Consider the following 15,200-nt stretch of genomic DNA (forward strand, 5'->3'; position numbering starts at 1 on the left):
CAAATCAACAGGAGAGTTCTATGAGCCGTATTGGCGACTGGATGCAGGAGCCCGCGCACGACGTGCGCGTGGCAGCCGAATCGGACGTGGTGGTGGTCGGCGGTGGCCCCGCGGGGCAGGCTGCGGCCCTGGCCGCCGCGCGCAACGGCGCGAGCGTGACGCTGCTGGAGCGCTACAACCACCTGGGTGGTCTGGCCTCGGGCGGCATGGTGCTGGTGCTGGACGACATGTGGGACAGCCATCAGCAAGAGATTTCTGTGCGCGGCATCTGCCTTGAAATGATCGAGCGCATGTCGGCGCTGGGCCTGGCCGAGTACCCGCGCCAGCAGGACTGGGGCACGCTGCCCGAAGCGGTGCGGCGCTGGAAGCGCTGGGGCACCTACGACTTTCACAGCAAGGAGAAGCCGCACCCCATCTGCTTCGCCGCCGCGTTCGACCCCGATGCGTGGAAGCGCACCTCGCTCGAAATGGTGCAGCAGGCCGGCATCGAACTGCGGCTGCACTCGTGGTTCTCGCGCACGCTGGTGGAAGACGGCAAGGTCAAGGGCGTGGTCTGCGAAACCAAGGGCGGGCGCGAAGCCATCCTGGGCAAGGTGGTGATCGACACCACCGGCGACCTCGACGTGGCTGCCTCGGCCGGTGCGCCGCACATCAGTGGCAGCTACATCGTGACGACCGTGTTCCGCCTCGGCAGCGTGGACACCGAAGAAGCCGAGCGCTTCGAGCGCGAAGAGCCCGTGGCCTGGCAGGCCCTGGACCGCGAGATCAAGCACATGCTCGGCGGCGCCTGGGACGCATGGTGGCTCAAGACGCCGCTGCCCGGCGTGGTGTGGTGCAACTGCCCGCACATGCCGGGGCTCGATGGCCTGAAGGTGAGCGACCTCACGCGCGCCGAAGTGCAGGGCCGCGCCACCATCCACAAGGTGATCGATTTCGTGCGCGCCAAATTGCCGGGCTTCTCGAAGTGCACGCTGATCGACATGGCGCCGCAGACCGGCATCCGCCAGACGCGCCTGCTCGAAGGCGCCTACGTGATGACCAAGGAAGACGTGGCCCAGCGCACTCGCTTCGACGACAGCGTGGCGCGCGGGCGCGACTACTACTACCCGTACCGCACGCTGCTGCCGCGCAGCGTCGAGAACCTGCTGGTGGCCGGCCGCCACTACTCGGCCACCTCGGCCGCGCAGAAGATCTCGCGTGAGATCCCGCCCTGCATGGCGATGGGCGAGGCCACCGGCACCGCTGCCGCGCTGGCGCTCAACGCGGGCGTGTCGGTGCGCGATGTCGATGTGGCGAAGCTGCAGAAAACGCTGCGTGCGCAGGGGGCAGACCCCGGCGACCAGAAGGGGCCGAATGCCGACGTACCCGCCATCGCCCGTTCGTTCGCGAAGGAGGCCGCATGAGCAGCGCCGCCAATGCATTGCCACTCGACGGCATTCGCGTGATCGACTTCACGCAGGTGATGATGGGCCCGGTCTGCACGCAGATGCTGGCCGACCACGGCGCCGACGTCATCAAGATCGAGCGCAAGGGCGCGGGCGACCTGAGCCGCTCGACCTTCGCGCCGGTGGCGGGCAACGACAACCCGATCTTCTGCAGCCTGAACCGCAACAAGCGCAGCGTCGAAATCGACCTGCGCGACGAAGCGCAGATGGAACTGGTGAAAGCACTCATCGCCGGCGCCGACGTGGTCACCAACAACTTCCGCGCCGGCGTGATGGAGCGGCTGGGCCTGGGCTATGAAGACTGCAAGCGCCTGAACCCGCGCATCATCTACGCGGTGGGCACCGGCTTCGGCGAGACCGGCCCGTATGCGCACAAGGGCGGGCAGGACGTGCTGGCGCAGGCGCTCACCGGCGTGATGGCACGCCGCGCCGATGCCTCGGTGCCGGTGTCGATTTATCCGACCGCGCTGGCCGACTACACCGCCGGCATGCACATGGTGCAGGGCATTCTGCTGGCGCTGCTGCAGCGCGAGCGCACGGGCGAAGGCCAGAAGATTGCCGTGTCGCTCTACAACTCCATGCTCGCGATGCAGATGCAGGAGGCGGCCATGGTCATGATGGAAGACTCCGAGGTGAACTGGGCCGCGATGCCGCTGTCGGGTGTGTTCGACACGCAGACCGGGCCGCTGGTGCTGGTGGGCGCATTCAAGGCGAATCCGCTGCGTGATATCTGCGCGGCGCTGGGCATCGATGATCTGTCGCTCGACGTGCGCTTTGCCAGCATGGCCGCGCAGTTCACGAACAAGGCTGAACTGCACGCGATCTTCCGCGAGCGCTTTGCAAGCAACACGCGCGACCACTGGCTGGCCAGGCTCGAAGAGCAGGACCTGCTCTCGGCCCCCGTGCGCGACATGCGCGAGGCACTGGTCGATCCGCAGACGCTGCACAACGCGATGATTCTCGAAGGCGGCTCGTCGTCGAGCCGGCCGCTGAAGTTCATCGCCAGCCCGATCCAGATGTCGGGCGCCAAGGCAGGCCTGCGTCGCGAGCCGCCCAAGCTGGGGCAGCACACCGAAGAAGTGCTGGCCGAGGCGCGCGCGCTGATCGAGGAGGCCGACGCATGAGCGTTCTCTACGAAGTCATCGACCATGTCGCCACGGTCACCATCGACCGGCCCGAGGTGCTCAATGCGGTGGACATGCCGACGGAGGCCGAACTGCAGCGCATCTGGAGCGACATCGAATCGCGCGACGACATCCGCGCGGTGGTGCTCACCGGTGCGGGCGAGCGTTCGTTCTGCGCGGGTGCGGACCTGAAGAACACATCGAACCTCAAGGGCGTCGAGTACTGGGCGGCCGCGCGCACCGGCGGCTTCGGCGGCATCGCGCTGCGCGAGACGCTCGACGTGCCGGTGATCGCCCGCGTCAACGGCCTGGCACTGGGCGGCGGTTTCGAGATGGTGCTGGGCTGCGACATCGTCGTCGCCTGCGAGGAAGCCAGCTTCGGCCTGCCCGAGCCGCTGGTCGGCCGCCTGCCGCTGGACGGCGGCATGCTGCTGCTGCAGCGCCAGATTCCGTACCGCCAGGCCATGGGCATGATGCTCACCGGCCAGCGCGTGAAGGCGCAGCGCGCGCTCGAGATGGGCCTTGTCAACGAGGTAGTGCCGCGCGCCGAACTCGACACCGCCGTCCACCGCTGGGTGCAGCAGATGCTGGCCTGCGCGCCGCTGTCGCTCAAGGCCATCAAGCAGGTGGTGCGCCGCACGGGCACGCTGTCGCCGGCCGACGCGCACCGCATGCGGCTGCCGGCACTGGTGGCCGCGCTGCAGTCCGAAGACGCGAACGAGGGCGTGCTGGCGTTCCAGCAAAAGCGCAAGCCGCAATGGCTGGGCCGCTAGGCGCCCGCCCTTCATGCCATGGCCTACGTCATCACCGGCGCCTGCATCGATATCAAGGACGGCGCCTGCGTCAAGTGCTGTCCGGTCGATTGCATCTACGAAGGCGAGCGCACTCTGTACATTCACCCGGATGAATGCATCGACTGCGGCGTTTGCGTGTCCGCCTGCCCCACGCAGGCCATCTACGAAGACCTTCGGCTGCCGCCCGAAATGGAACACTTCGCGGCCATCAACCGCGAGTTCTTCGCGGCCCACATCAGCGGGCTCGGCTCGCCCGGCGGCGCGGATGCGAAGCGCGTGGCCTGCGACCACCCGGCGATTGCTGCAATGCCACAAATGGCCGGTTGAGCCGGTTGATCGGCAGGCGCCAGAGGGGAGGGCCGGCTGATGCACGCCAGCATCCTCAAGTACTTCATCGAGGTCGCGAGTTGCGGCTCGGTGCGCAAGGCCTCCGAGCGGCTCTATGTGGCCGCGAGCGCCGTCAACCGGCAGATCCACAAGCTCGAGGACGAGCTGGGCGTGGAGCTGTTCGACCGCATGCCCAACGGCCTGCGGCTCAACGCGGCCGGCGAGCGGCTGCTCAAGCACGCGCAGGAAACGCTGCACCAGTACCAGGTGATGCGCACCGAGCTGGATGCGCTCAAGGGCGAGCGCACCGGCCACGTGAAGGTCGCGGCCATGGACTCCTTCTTCGAAGACATGCTGCCCTCGGCGGTGGAAGACTTCCTGCAGGTGTTCCCGGCCGTCACGTACACCATCACCGCGGTGCAGCCGATGGACGTGGCGCAGATGGTGATGTCGGGGCAGGTCGACGTGGGCATGACCTTCGTGAGCCGCCTGCCGGGCGGCGTGGCCGCCGTGGCGCTGGCGAACCTGCCGATCGGCGTGGTGATGCCGCCCGGCCATCCGCTGGCGAACCATGCCAGCGTGTCGCTGAAGGAATGCGCGCGCTACCCCTTCCTGCGCTCCAGCTCGCACCCCGTCATCAGTGCCGCGCTGTCGCCCGAGTTCGCCGCGTTCTGGGACGACATGGAGCCGGCCGCCACCTGCAATTCGACGCCCATGCTCAAGCGGCTCATCAGGGCCGGCAAGGGCATCTCGTGCTTCTCCAAGATCGCCTTCATCGAAGACCTGAAGCGCGGCGAGTTGATCTGGCGGCCCTTCGAGCTGCCCGCGCTCGACCAGTTGCAGGTGGGCATCGTGGTGCCGTCGCAGCGGGTGCTGCCGCATGTCACGCAGAACTTTGTCGGGCGCATGGCGCGGCGATTGACGCAGCTGGAGATTGCGGCTGCTGCGGTGTGACGCGGTGCGAGCGTGGCGGCGCGGGCGAGACGGACTAAGCTGGCGTTCCCGCGCGCTCGCATCGCCTTCTTTTCATGCTCACTCACAAACAGCTTCGCTACTTCGTGGACATCGTCGACGCGGGCAGCTTCAGCCTGGCGGCCGAGCGCCTGTTCATCGCGCAGTCGGCCCTGAGCCGGCAGGTCAAGGAAATGGAGTCGCACCTGCAGGTGCCGCTGCTGGCGCGCGACACGCGGCACCTGGAGATGACGCCGGCCGGCCGCTCGCTGTATGGCGATGCGCGCCGCATCCTTGCCGCACTCGACGACGCCGCCGTCAGTGCACGCCATGCGCAAAGAGGCATCGAGGGCACGGTGCAGCTCCTGCATTCGAGTTCGGTGCCGCTGACGGATGCACTGCTGGCGTGCCTGAAAGACCATGCCCATCGCTGTCCGGGTGTGTCCATCGAGGTGTCGCAGCGCGCCTCGGAACATCAGGCGCTGGACATCGAGCAGGGCATCGCCGACGTCGGCCTGGCGCGCGAGCCCTTGCTGCGGCGCTACCCCGGCGTGCAGCACGCGCCGATATTTTCGGAGCCACTGGTCGTGGCGGTACCCGCCGTGCATGCGTTGGCGAACAGAAAAAGCGTGGGCATCGCCGAACTGCGCGACGAGCCTTTCGTCGCCACGCCGCATCTGGAACGCGGCGGGCTGAGCCATCGCGTGGCCGAACTGTGCCGCGCGCATGGCTATCACCCGACGGGCGCGCAGGTGCGATCGCGTAAATGGTCGCAACTGGCGCTGGTGCAGGCCGGGTTCGGCATCGCGATCGTGCCGGCGTCGATGGGGCGAATGGCACCCGAGGGTGTGCACCTGCTCGCGCTCGATGACGAGGGCGACAGCCACACCACGGTGCTGGTGTTGTCGCGAGCCGAAGGCACGAAGCTGGCGCAAGACCTGGTGGCGTCGCTGCGCGCCGGCATGCAGCCTGTGCAGCCCGGATTCAGCTGATTTCGAGATCGATGCCCGCCGCATTCGGCATTGGCGTGAAGCGGGCGAAGTGCCTAGATTCATGGGCATGGATGCCATCGCCAATGCCTTGCCCGTCACGCCGCTTGAGTTCGCCATCGTCTGCACGGGTGTCGTCGCGGCCTACATCATCTTCGGCATTGCAGGGTTCGGCACGGCGCTGATCGCCGGGCCGGTGCTGGCCAACTTCATTCCGGTGGCGAGCGTGGTGCCCCTGCTGGCGCTGCTCGATTTTTTCGCGGCGGTGACCAACGTGAGCCGCGATGCGCGCTCGGCCGACATGGCCGAGCTGCGGCGGCTGGTGCCGGTGATGGCGGTGGGCAGCCTCGTGGGCGCGGCCTTGCTGCTGCTCGGGCGGCCGCAACTGATGCTGCTGGCGCTCGGCATCTTCGCGGTGGCCTATGCGCTGTACTCGCTCAGCGGCATCAAGCCGGTGTCGCAACTGTCGTCGCGTGCGGCGTTGCCGTTCGGTTTCGTCGGCGGCATCTTCTCGGCGATGTTCGGCAGCGGCGGCTTCATCTATGCGATCTATCTGTCGGGCCGCATCGCCGCGAAGGAACGGATTCGCGTCACGCAGTCGACGCTGATCGGGCTCAGCACGCTCACGCGGGCGATCCTGTTCCTGCTGGCCGGCGTGTATGCGCAGGCTTCGATGCTCTGGCTGGCAGTGCTGCTGTTTCCGGCCATGCTGGTCGGCACGGCCGTCGGGCGGCGCATCACGCTTCGGCTGTCGCGCGAGCAGTTTCTCCGGGTGGTGGGCGTGGCCGTGTTGTGCTCGGGTGCGTTCCTGATCTATCGCTATGTGGCCGGTTAGAAAAGGCGACGAAAGAAGCGCGTGAGGTGGGCGCGTCGCGCCTCGTTTTTCGTGCGCGACGCCTTCTAGAATCCAGGCCCGCACTCGCCCGGCATCGCTCGGGCAAGGCGCATCGTTCATCTCATTTTCTGCATGCCTCTTTCTCGACCTCGCTCTGCTTCTCCCTCCTTCCTGGCTCTTCTTCTCTCCTCCATCATCGGCACGGCAGCAGCCCCTGCCTTCGCCGCCGATGCTGTCCTGACGCTGAACACCGACCGCGTGCAGGAAGACACCAACGCTCCCGCCCTCGATCTTGCGCTGACCCGCTTTGCCGGCATGGCATCGGGCTCGTACTACTGGCCTGAAGGCCTGCTGGCCGAGCAGCTGATCTCGGGACTGTCGTCGCGCCGCGACCGCAAGCAGCAAGCGCTGCCGGACGGGCTGCAACTGCTGTCGTCGTACCGCCGGCCCTATGGCGGCAGCGAGCGCGCCGCCGTGCTGATCGACGGCCGCAGCGGCGATGTGCTGGCCGCGGCGCTGGTGCATCGCCAGTGCGGTGCGGGCTCGTCGTCCGCTGGTTGCCTGGACGACCAGCATGCGGTGCTTTCGATCTTTCTGCGTCCGGGCTTCGACCGCGCCAAGGCACAGCCACTGGTCGCATGGAGCCGCGAGGTGCCCGAAAAACTGCAGTCCGGCGAAGGCGAGAAGATCGCGAAGACCGAGTACGCCACGATGGATGCCGCGCACACCGCCGCACGCGCCGTCGAGCGACCGAAGGGTTTTTCGGCCGTGGTGCCGCTGTACCCGAAGTCGCTGATCTACCGCACCGCGCAGGACGCGTTGAGCGACGCGAAGGCACGGCGCGTGCTGCGCCTGCAGACCACGGACAGCATGGAAAAGGTGCTGGCCTTCTACAAGCAGTTGTCGCCGCCGCTCGAAGAGATGGAGTCGGCGCTGGACACGCGCAGCGGCTACGTTGCCGGCACGCGCAAGGGCGTGGCCTTTTCCGTCAATGTGAAGCACGACCGGGACATGCCGGCCATCACCAACATCGAAGTCGAGATTTCCGAATGAACGCACTGATCCCCAAAACCATCGCTTCGCTGTTGCTGCTCGCCGGTGCCGCAGGCGCCGTCTGCGCCCAAGCGCAGGGCGCTGCACCCGCGGCTTCGTCGGGTGGACCCGTCACGACCGAATTGCCCGCGCCGCCGCTGCGCCTGAGCGAGCAGCCGCGCATTCGCAGCGCCGTCATCGCCATGGTCGGCTATGCGCGCGGCAGCTACACCGAGGCCGATACGTTGATTGCACAGCAGGTGCTCGAAGGCATGCGCTCCAGGCACGACATCACGCGCACCGTCTGGCCCGATGGCCGCAAGGTGATCGCGTCCGTGAATGGCGGCGACCACGGCGAAGAGCGCGCCGCGATGCTGCTCGACGCCGAAGGCCGGCTGGTGGCGCTGGGGCTGGTCAACGGTCATTGCAACGTGCCACCGACCGGCGACAAGCCGAAGGTGTGCAAGCCCGCGCCGCAGACGGTGCTGTCGATCTTCCAGCCCGCCGGTGCGAAGCAGGCGGATGCGGAGCCATTGGTCGTGTGGGGCAAGACGCTGCCGGAGTTCCTGGCAGCCATGGCCGACAGCGACGACCCGGCGAAGGCGGCCGACGCGCAGAAGATCGCGAGCGTCGAATACATCGCCGGCCAGCCGGACGTGCCGGGCTGGCGCGTGGAGCAATTGCCGCCGGGCTTTCCGGCTTCGCTGCGGCCTTTGCTGGTGCAGACGGCCGAAGTGAACAGCACGGCGAGCGCCGGCAAGATCGTGATGCCCAAGGGCCTTGCGGGCAAGCCGATGCGCACGGCGTACGAACAATCGCAGCGCAACGAGCCGAGGCTGCCCGATGCCGAAGTGACGCTGCGCAGCTATGCCGAGCTTGGCACGTTGGTCGATGCCTATCGCGAACTGGCGAAGGGCGCGAGTGTGGAAGAAGGCGGCCGCGAAATCGTGTTCAACGGCACCGACGGCGCCGGGCGCTACAGCGTCCGCCTGCGCGATGCGAAGGAAACCGGCGTGTTCATCACCGTGTCGAGCTGGAAGCGCAAGTAGCGGGTTCTGCGCGCTGGGTGCAGCGTTCCTTCCCGACGATCAGCGCGTCTTCCGGCTTCCATTCAGCTTGTCGAGCGCGCGGCGAAAGTCGGCCAGCGGCATCGATTGCGATGCGTCCTTGTTGTCGGCTTCCGCCAGCGCGCGGCTTCGCCATCCTGGCGGGGTGCCTGCCGGGTTCTGGATCAGCCCGTGCACCGTGTCGCCTCGAACTTCCAGGATAGAGCTGCACATGTCGCTTCGCATCGATGGTCCCTCGCCCCATACCTGGAGGATCCACTCGGAGCCTTTGGGGAGCAGGGCGGTGTGACCCGTGGGCGGCAGGTTGAGCAGGTATCCGACGACCCAGCCTCCGCCTTGGAGTCTTGTGCCGATTTCGTCGCGCTTCCCGGCAGTGAAGAATTCAAGGATCTCGAACTTGAAAAGGTAGGGGTCTGGAGCGGGAAGCGATGCGTCAGTGTCGGTCGGTACCACTCGTGCCCGAACGATCCGGCCCTGGCGGCCGTGGTCGCGATACCACTTCACCGATTCAAGGAATGAGCTGTTGCCGGCGCATGACGTCGCGCCGGCGGAACCTGCGGCCAGGATGGCAAGCACGAGGGCGCAAAGCGACCGGAACAGTCTCATCTTCTTGAGTCTCCAGAGGGAGGCGAAGAAATGATTCGTGGGGCCATCACTTCGTCGACTTCGGCACTATTTCGTCATGCGTGTCGCGAGTCAAGAAAGCTGAAGAGCGGTCATTGCCCGGGCTGCACGATCTGCAGCCACGGCCATCGCGCCTGATAGTCGCCCGCCTTCTTGAGAAACAGCTCGCGCATCGGAAGCAGCGGGTTCATGCGCAGGATGCCCGCCGCAAGGTCGTCGAGGCCATCGGGTGCATAGAGCGTCTTGTCGGCCAGGTCGATGCCGACGCGTGTGCATGCGATCAGGTAGCGATCGATTCCGTCGCGCGCGGAGCCGAGCCGGGGGTAGGGCGACTGGAAGCGCTGCTCGTACCAGAGGTGAACGCGCGCCTGGTTCTTGACCTCCACGCTCACGCCGAGGTCGGCCACCGCTTTCTGCACGCGCTGGATCACGAGGTCTTCGGCGTCCCATGACAGGTCGGCGTCGTCGAAGTAGAAGACGTCGTAGTCCTTCACGCCCCAGCCGGGCGGCTTGCCCGACAGGCAGTTCCATGTCGCCTGGAAGAGGCAGCCGGCGGTCAGGAAGCCCTGGCGAAGCCCGAGCTTGGGCAGGCGCGAAAGCAGTGCGGCGTTGACCGGGTCCTGCATGGCTTGCTCGATCAAGCCGGTGGGTGTCAATGGCATGGGGCGATGAGGTCCAGCGCAGTGCGATGCAATGCAAAGAGGCCTGACGGCCATCGCCGTCAGGCCTCGAAGCGGGAACGTGCGAAAGAAGCGATCAGCCGATTTCGGCGATCAGCTCGATCTCGACGCAGGCACCCATCGGGATCTGCGCCACGCCGAAGGCGCTGCGTGCATGCGCGCCCTTTTCGGGGCCGAAGACTTCGGCGAAAAGCTCGCTGGCGCCGTTGGTCACCAGATGCTGTTCGGTGAAGGTGCCGACCGAGTTGACCAGGCTCATGACCTTGACGATGCGCGTGACCTTGTTGAGGTCGCCCACGGCCGCGTGCAGCGTGCCGAGCAGGTCGATGGCGATGGCGCGTGCGGCCTGCTTGCCTTCTTCGGTGCCGATGTTGGCGCCGAGTTGGCCGGTCCAGACCTTGCCGTCCTTCTTGGCGATGTGGCCCGACAGGAACACGAGGTTGCCGGTGCGCGCGAAGGGAACGTAGGCGGCCGCGGGGGCGGAGACGGGCGGCAGGGTGATGCCGAGGCTGGAAAGTTTGTCGTAAACGCTCATGGAGTTTCCTTGTCTTGGGATTGCGATTGTGTTCCGGTTTGGGGCAGCGCCTCGATCACTTCCCCCACTGGCTGCACGGTCACGCCGACCCGCAGCGTGTGGCGTGCGCCGCCATGGAGTACGCCGCGCATCGGCGAGACGTCGGAGTAGTCGCGGCCGATGGCCAGGGTGACGTAGTCTTCGCCCGGCTGACGGCCGTTGGTAGGGTCGAAGTCGGCCCATCCGCCGGCGCTGGCCGTGTCCTCGGCGCCTTCGTCTTCGCCCGGCAGGTACACCGACACCCAGGCGTGCGACGCATCGGCGCCCACCAGCCGGGGCTGGCCGGGCGGTGGCTGCGTCAGCAGGTAGCCGCTCACGTAGCGCGCGGGCAGGCCCATGGTGCGAAAGCACGCGATCATGATGTGGGCGAAGTCCTGGCACACGCCCTTGCGCTGCGCCAGGGCCTCGACGGCGGGCGTGTTGATCTCGGTGCTGTCGGCGTCGTAGGCGAAGTCGCGGTACATGCGCTCGGTGAGGTCCATCGCCACGTCGAAGGTGGGGCGCCCGGGCACGAAGCTGGCGCGCGCGTACGCGTTGAAGTCGTCGTGGCGCGGCACGTAGGGCGAAGGAAAGACGAACTCGGAGGCCGCATCGAAGGTGGCGTCCTTGCGAAAGCGGAAGCGCTCGCGCACGGCCTCCCAGGGCAGCTCGCGCGCGATGGCCGGCGACAGCACCGGCGTCGAGGTCTCGACCACGCTTTCGGCCGTGACCACCAGCCGGTCGTGCGTGGCCTCGAGCGCGAAGAAGGCGCGCGTGTTGCCGTACAGGTCGGGCAGTTCGCTGCGCTGCGCGGGCGGCGGATCGATCGCGAGCTTGTGGCTCACCAGCCGCTGCGAGTCGGTGGCCAGCGGCTTCAGGTGCGCCAGGTGCTGCGCCGTCTCGACCGGCGGCGCGTACTCGTAGCGGGTTTCGTGGGTGACGTGAAGCAGCATCGCGCAGGCCGGTGGATCGGGGGCTTCTTTTTACTTCGACTCGGCGCCGAAGTACGAGGCGTAGATCTTGGCGTAGGTGCCGTCGGCCTTGACTTCGTCCAGGCCCTTGTTGATCTTGGCGAGCAGCTCGGCGTTGCCCTTCTTGACTGCGATGCCGTAGTGCTCGACCGGGAAGCCCGCGTCGCTCACCGTCTTGAATCCGCCCGTCGCGTTGTTGGCCAGGTAGTGCACGACCACGCCGTTGTCGGCCACCACGGCCTGCACGCCGCCGGCTTCCAGTTCCTTGAGCGCGAGCGGCGTGGATTCGAAGCGCTTGATGGCGGTGCTCGACTTGCCCAGCAGCTTGCCCACGACTTCGTCGCCGGTGGTGCCGTTCTGCACGCCGATCTTCAGCGACTTGATGTCCTCGAACTTCACGACCGGCGAGTCGGCCTTGACCGCGATCAGTTGCCGGGCGTCGAAGTAGGGCTGCGAGAAGTCCATGGTCTGGCGGCGCTCGTCGGTGATGGTGATGGCCGACACCAGCAGGTCGCGGTCGCCCTGGTCGAGCGAGTTGAAGATGCCTTCCCACGGCGTGTTGACGAACTTGACCTCGATGCCGGCCTTGGCCGCCGCGGCCTTGACCACGTCGATGTCGAAGCCCACGACGTCGCCCTTTTCATTCTGCGATTCGAAGGGCGTGTAGGCAGCGTCGGTGCCGACCACCAGCACGCGCGCCGCGGCCGGCGGGGGCGGCGGTGCGGAAGCGGCGGCAGGCGCGGCGGGTTCCTGCTTGCTGCAGGCGGCAATGGCAAGCGCCGCGAGGAGACCAGCGGCAGTGAGTGCGAAGCGACGGTTGATGTCCATGATGGGAAGTCTCCTTGGAGTTATCGGGGAGCGCCGCGAAACCGGCCTTGCCGGCCTGCGGACGTTGCCCCTGGTGAGGGGAGGTGCGAAGCGGCACGAGGTGCGCGATGCATGGGAAAGGGCCCGGTCACGCGCCGACGGAGCGCAGCGATTCGGAGGTGAGCGTGAAGTACCGCGTGCCGATGGCGTCCGACACGTGGTAGGCCGCCGTCTCGCAGTTGGCGAGCAGCTGCACGAGCGCGGGGTAGTTCGCGTCGGGGCCGGCGGCGCAAAGGTGCTCGAGCGTCCAGGTGGCCGGGTCGGGCAGCTCGTACGACAGCGCGGTCAGCTTGCCGGGCGCGCTGCCGGCCAGCCGCGCGATGCGGCCGCGCAATGTTTGCGTGACCCATGCGAGCGAGCGCGGGTTCTCGGCGTCGAGCACCAGCAGGTCGACCAGCGTGGCGACGTCGCGGCGCTGCTGGTAGCGCGCGTGGAAGGTGATGGTGCTGTCGAACAGCGCCACCATGGCCTCGAAGCCGCTGACCTCGTGCACGGCGCCGTTGTCGAAGCCGGCTTCCAGGGCGTTCGACAGGAAGCCCAGGCGCTCGATGTGGCGGCCGATCGACAGCAGCCGCCAGGCGTCGTCGCGCGTCATGCGGTCGGTCTGCGCGCCGGTCATGGCGGCCAGCGCCGTGCTGGCGGATTCGAGGGCGCGCAGCGCGGCGCTGGTGGCAAAGCTGCCTTCGCCGGCCTGCTCGGCGGCGCGCCGCAGGAAGTCGGTCTCGGCACGCACGATCTGGTTCCAGTTGTCTTGCGAGAGCCGTTCGCGCACCGCCGCCGCCGCCTGCCGGATGCAGCGCAGGCTGTAGCCGACGCTGCCGCCCTTGTCGGCGTCGCCGAGCTCGGCCACTAGCGCACGCTCGAACACGCGGCGCGATTGCGGCGCGCTCGGCACGCCGGCCGGCACCAGCGCGTTGCGCAGCGCCATGCGGTGCAGCCATTCGAGCAGCGGGCGCGACGACTGGTCTTCGCCGCCCAGCAGGTTGAGCGTGAGCCGTGCCAGCCGCACCGCGTTTTCGGCGCGCTCGGTGTAGCGGCCGAGCCAGAACATGTTCTCGGCCGCGCGGCTGGTGACGGGCGCGCGGTGCCGCGCCAGCGAGGCCGGTGTGGCGTGCGGCTGCAGCAGCGTGGTGCGGTCGACCTCGCCATGGGTCTGCACCCACACGTCGGCGCTGCTGCCGCCGCGCTGCATCGACGCGATCTGCGCATCAGGGCCCGCGAGCCGCGCCAGCCCGCCGGGCAGCACGCGCCACGACTGCGCGCCGTCGCTCACCGCGAACACGCGCAGCAGCACCGCGCGTGGCGCGATGTGGCCGGGGCCCATGTCGTTGGCCCAGGTCGGCATCTGCGACAGCGGCAGGTAGCCCTGCACGGTATGGACATCGCCTTCGCGCACGATGCGGCCGGCCCATTCGTCGAGCTCGCGCCGACCGAGCTGGCTGCCGAGCACCGCATCGAAACTGGCGCGGCCTTCGAAGCCGGGGTAGGTGGGCTTGATGGCGCAGTCGCCGAGTTGCGGCAGCACCGCTTCGAGCGCGGCGCGTTCGCCGCACCACCAGGTGGGCAGCGCGGGCAGCTTGAGCTTTTCGCCGATCAGGCGACGCGCCAGGCCCGGCAGAAAGCCGAGCAGCGCCGGCGATTCGAGGAACGCCGAGCCGGGCATGTTGGCCACCAGCACATTGCCGGCGCGAATGGCCTGCAGCAGGCCGGGCACGCCGAGGGTGGAGTCGGGGCGCAGCTCCAGCGGATCGAGGAACTGGTCGTCGAGCCGCTTGATGAGGCCGTGCACCGGGCGCAGGCCCTGCAGCGTCTTGAGGTAGAGCCGCTGGTCGCGCACCGTGAGGTCACTGCCCTCGACCAGCGTCACGCCCAGGTAGCGCGCAAGGTAGGCGTGCTCGAAGTAGGTTTCGTTGTACGGGCCGGGCGTCAGCAGCGCGATGTGCGGCGGCACGCCGGCCGGGCACATGCGCTGCAGGCCGTCCATCATGGCGCTGTAGGTGGCGGCCAGGCGCTGCACCTGCAGGGCCTCGAAGGCTTGCGGAAACTGCCGTGTGATGGCCAGGCGGTTTTCGAGCAGGTAGCCCAGGCCCGAGGGCGCCTGGGTGCGCTGCGACACCACCCACCAGTTGCCGTCGGGGCCGCGCGCAAGGTCGAAGGCCGTGATGTGCAGCCAGGTGTCGCCCGGCGGCTTTACGCCGTGCAGCGCGCGCAGGTAGCCAGGGTGGCCGCGCACCAGCGCCGGCGGCAGCAGGCCTTCGGCCAGCAGTTGCTGCGGGCCGTAGACGTCGGCCATCACGCGGTCGAGCACGCGCACGCGCTGCAGCACGCCGGCTTCGATCTGGCTCCAGCTTTCGGGCGAGACGATCAGCGGGAACAGGTCGAGCGACCACGGCCGCTGCGGGCCGTTGGCGTCGGCGTAGACGTTGTAGGTGACGCCGTTGTCGCGGATCTGCCGCTCGAGGCTGACTGCGCGCCGGGGCAGGTCGTTGAAGCCGCCTGGGCCGAGCTGTTCGAAGAAGGCGTTCCAGGCGGGGGTGAGCGGGGGCTGCTCGCTGGAGGGGGACGGGGTTTGCGTCTGCGACTGGGCCTGCTGCGAGGACGACTGGGATTGCGATTGCGATTGCGATTGCGATGGCGATGGCGATGGCGATGGCGATGGCGATGGCGATGGCGATGGCGATGGCGATGGCGATGGCGCCAGCGGCGCCGGGCGCTCTACCGCCGTGTCGTACAGCAACGGCGCTGGCGGTGGCGTCGGCGCGCCACCCGAAACGGGCCGCACCGGGGCGGCCGCCGTGGCTTGTCCACGCAGTTCGTCGAAATGTCCGGGCAGGGCGGCCGGTGCGAGCGCCGACGCCAGGGCCGCTGGAAACTCCAGTGCCTGGGCGTCGAACAGGGATTCGTTCAAAGGTTCCACAGGGGGTGGATTGTCACACTGCCG

At 68.0% G+C, this 15,200-nt stretch carries 15 protein-coding genes; 9 read left to right on the forward strand and 6 right to left on the reverse strand.

The window, feature by feature from the left end; all coding sequences use genetic code 11:
* Window positions 1-20: 20 nt before the first annotated feature.
* The 9 genes from BLQ28_RS03205 to BLQ28_RS03245 all read left to right on the forward strand — a co-directional run bounded on the left by BLQ28_RS03205 (window position 21) and on the right by BLQ28_RS03245 (window position 8,546).
* A complete protein-coding gene (locus BLQ28_RS03205; protein WP_093237099.1) occupies window positions 21-1,403 on the forward strand; it encodes an FAD-dependent oxidoreductase in 1,383 nt (460 codons plus the stop codon).
* Window positions 1,400-2,569 (forward strand): CaiB/BaiF CoA transferase family protein, encoded by a 1,170-nt coding sequence (locus BLQ28_RS03210; protein ID WP_093237100.1) that lies wholly within the window; start codon window positions 1,400-1,402, stop codon window positions 2,567-2,569. Before BLQ28_RS03205 ends, BLQ28_RS03210 begins: the two co-directional genes overlap by 4 nt.
* Window positions 2,566-3,342, forward strand: coding sequence for an enoyl-CoA hydratase-related protein (locus BLQ28_RS03215; protein ID WP_093237101.1), 777 nt, complete (start codon window positions 2,566-2,568; stop codon window positions 3,340-3,342). The genes BLQ28_RS03210 and BLQ28_RS03215 overlap by 4 nt, the downstream gene beginning before the upstream one ends.
* A gap of 18 nt (window positions 3,343-3,360) precedes the next feature.
* Entirely contained in the window at window positions 3,361-3,690 is a 330-nt protein-coding gene (gene fdxA, locus BLQ28_RS03220) for a ferredoxin (RefSeq protein WP_093237102.1), read from the forward strand.
* Between the two features lie 39 nt (window positions 3,691-3,729).
* Complete coding sequence (locus BLQ28_RS03225; protein WP_093237103.1) at window positions 3,730-4,644, forward strand: LysR family transcriptional regulator; 915 nt, start codon at window positions 3,730-3,732, stop codon at window positions 4,642-4,644.
* Window positions 4,645-4,718: 74 nt separating this feature from the next.
* A complete protein-coding gene (locus tag BLQ28_RS03230) occupies window positions 4,719-5,633 on the forward strand; it encodes a LysR family transcriptional regulator (protein WP_093237104.1) in 915 nt (304 codons plus the stop codon).
* 61 nt (window positions 5,634-5,694) lie between these two features.
* Window positions 5,695-6,465: a sulfite exporter TauE/SafE family protein gene (locus tag BLQ28_RS03235; RefSeq protein ID WP_371126557.1), complete on the forward strand. Its 771-nt coding sequence runs from the start codon at window positions 5,695-5,697 to the stop codon at window positions 6,463-6,465.
* Window positions 6,466-6,597: 132 nt separating this feature from the next.
* Window positions 6,598-7,518: a hypothetical protein gene (locus BLQ28_RS03240; protein WP_176800999.1), complete on the forward strand. Its 921-nt coding sequence runs from the start codon at window positions 6,598-6,600 to the stop codon at window positions 7,516-7,518.
* The gene (locus BLQ28_RS03245; RefSeq protein WP_093237105.1) at window positions 7,515-8,546 is read left to right on the forward strand and encodes a hypothetical protein; all 1,032 of its coding nucleotides are present in this window, start codon (window positions 7,515-7,517) and stop codon (window positions 8,544-8,546) included. Before BLQ28_RS03240 ends, BLQ28_RS03245 begins: the two co-directional genes overlap by 4 nt.
* 39 nt (window positions 8,547-8,585) lie before the next feature.
* On the opposite strand, the gene BLQ28_RS03250 is transcribed toward BLQ28_RS03245, so the two are convergent.
* The 6 genes from BLQ28_RS03250 to BLQ28_RS03275 all read right to left on the reverse strand — a co-directional run bounded on the left by BLQ28_RS03250 (window position 8,586) and on the right by BLQ28_RS03275 (window position 15,167).
* Window positions 8,586-9,170, reverse strand: coding sequence for a hypothetical protein (locus tag BLQ28_RS03250; protein ID WP_093237106.1), 585 nt, complete (start codon window positions 9,168-9,170; stop codon window positions 8,586-8,588).
* Between the two features lie 110 nt (window positions 9,171-9,280).
* A complete protein-coding gene (locus tag BLQ28_RS03255; protein WP_093237107.1) occupies window positions 9,281-9,850 on the reverse strand; it encodes a nucleotidyltransferase family protein in 570 nt (189 codons plus the stop codon).
* Window positions 9,851-9,944: 94 nt separating this feature from the next.
* Window positions 9,945-10,403 (reverse strand): RidA family protein, encoded by a 459-nt coding sequence (locus BLQ28_RS03260; protein ID WP_093237108.1) that lies wholly within the window; start codon window positions 10,401-10,403, stop codon window positions 9,945-9,947.
* Entirely contained in the window at window positions 10,400-11,374 is a 975-nt protein-coding gene (locus BLQ28_RS03265; protein WP_093237109.1) for a transglutaminase family protein, read from the reverse strand. Before BLQ28_RS03265 ends, BLQ28_RS03260 begins: the two co-directional genes overlap by 4 nt.
* Before the next feature lie 30 nt (window positions 11,375-11,404).
* Window positions 11,405-12,220, reverse strand: a complete 816-nt coding sequence (locus BLQ28_RS03270; RefSeq protein ID WP_093237110.1) for a basic amino acid ABC transporter substrate-binding protein — start codon at window positions 12,218-12,220, stop codon at window positions 11,405-11,407.
* Window positions 12,221-12,347: 127 nt separating this feature from the next.
* Window positions 12,348-15,167, reverse strand: a complete 2,820-nt coding sequence (locus BLQ28_RS03275; RefSeq protein WP_371126558.1) for a circularly permuted type 2 ATP-grasp protein — start codon at window positions 15,165-15,167, stop codon at window positions 12,348-12,350.
* Window positions 15,168-15,200 lie beyond the last annotated feature (33 nt).

Source organism: Variovorax sp. EL159, from assembly GCF_900100965.1.
Classification (GTDB): Bacteria; Pseudomonadota; Gammaproteobacteria; order Burkholderiales; family Burkholderiaceae_C; genus Variovorax.

Bases quoted from the DNA above. Each gene is read 5' to 3' on its own strand.
- BLQ28_RS03240 (WP_176800999.1), top strand. From the start codon at position 6,598: ATGCCTCTTTCTCGACCTCGCTCTGCTTCTCCCTCCTTCCTGGCTCTT.
- BLQ28_RS03260 (WP_093237108.1), bottom strand. From the start codon at position 10,403: ATGAGCGTTTACGACAAACTTTCCAGCCTCGGCATCACCCTGCCGCCC.
- BLQ28_RS03235 (WP_371126557.1), top strand. From the start codon at position 5,695: ATGGGCATGGATGCCATCGCCAATGCCTTGCCCGTCACGCCGCTTGAG.
- BLQ28_RS03270 (WP_093237110.1), bottom strand. From the start codon at position 12,220: ATGGACATCAACCGTCGCTTCGCACTCACTGCCGCTGGTCTCCTCGCG.
- BLQ28_RS03265 (WP_093237109.1), bottom strand. From the start codon at position 11,374: ATGCTGCTTCACGTCACCCACGAAACCCGCTACGAGTACGCGCCGCCG.
- BLQ28_RS03225 (WP_093237103.1), top strand. From the start codon at position 3,730: ATGCACGCCAGCATCCTCAAGTACTTCATCGAGGTCGCGAGTTGCGGC.
- BLQ28_RS03250 (WP_093237106.1), bottom strand. From the start codon at position 9,170: ATGAGACTGTTCCGGTCGCTTTGCGCCCTCGTGCTTGCCATCCTGGCC.
- BLQ28_RS03210 (WP_093237100.1), top strand. From the start codon at position 1,400: ATGAGCAGCGCCGCCAATGCATTGCCACTCGACGGCATTCGCGTGATC.
- BLQ28_RS03215 (WP_093237101.1), top strand. From the start codon at position 2,566: ATGAGCGTTCTCTACGAAGTCATCGACCATGTCGCCACGGTCACCATC.
- BLQ28_RS03245 (WP_093237105.1), top strand. From the start codon at position 7,515: ATGAACGCACTGATCCCCAAAACCATCGCTTCGCTGTTGCTGCTCGCC.
- BLQ28_RS03230 (WP_093237104.1), top strand. From the start codon at position 4,719: ATGCTCACTCACAAACAGCTTCGCTACTTCGTGGACATCGTCGACGCG.
- BLQ28_RS03255 (WP_093237107.1), bottom strand. From the start codon at position 9,850: ATGCCATTGACACCCACCGGCTTGATCGAGCAAGCCATGCAGGACCCG.
- fdxA (WP_093237102.1), top strand. From the start codon at position 3,361: ATGGCCTACGTCATCACCGGCGCCTGCATCGATATCAAGGACGGCGCC.
- BLQ28_RS03205 (WP_093237099.1), top strand. From the start codon at position 21: ATGAGCCGTATTGGCGACTGGATGCAGGAGCCCGCGCACGACGTGCGC.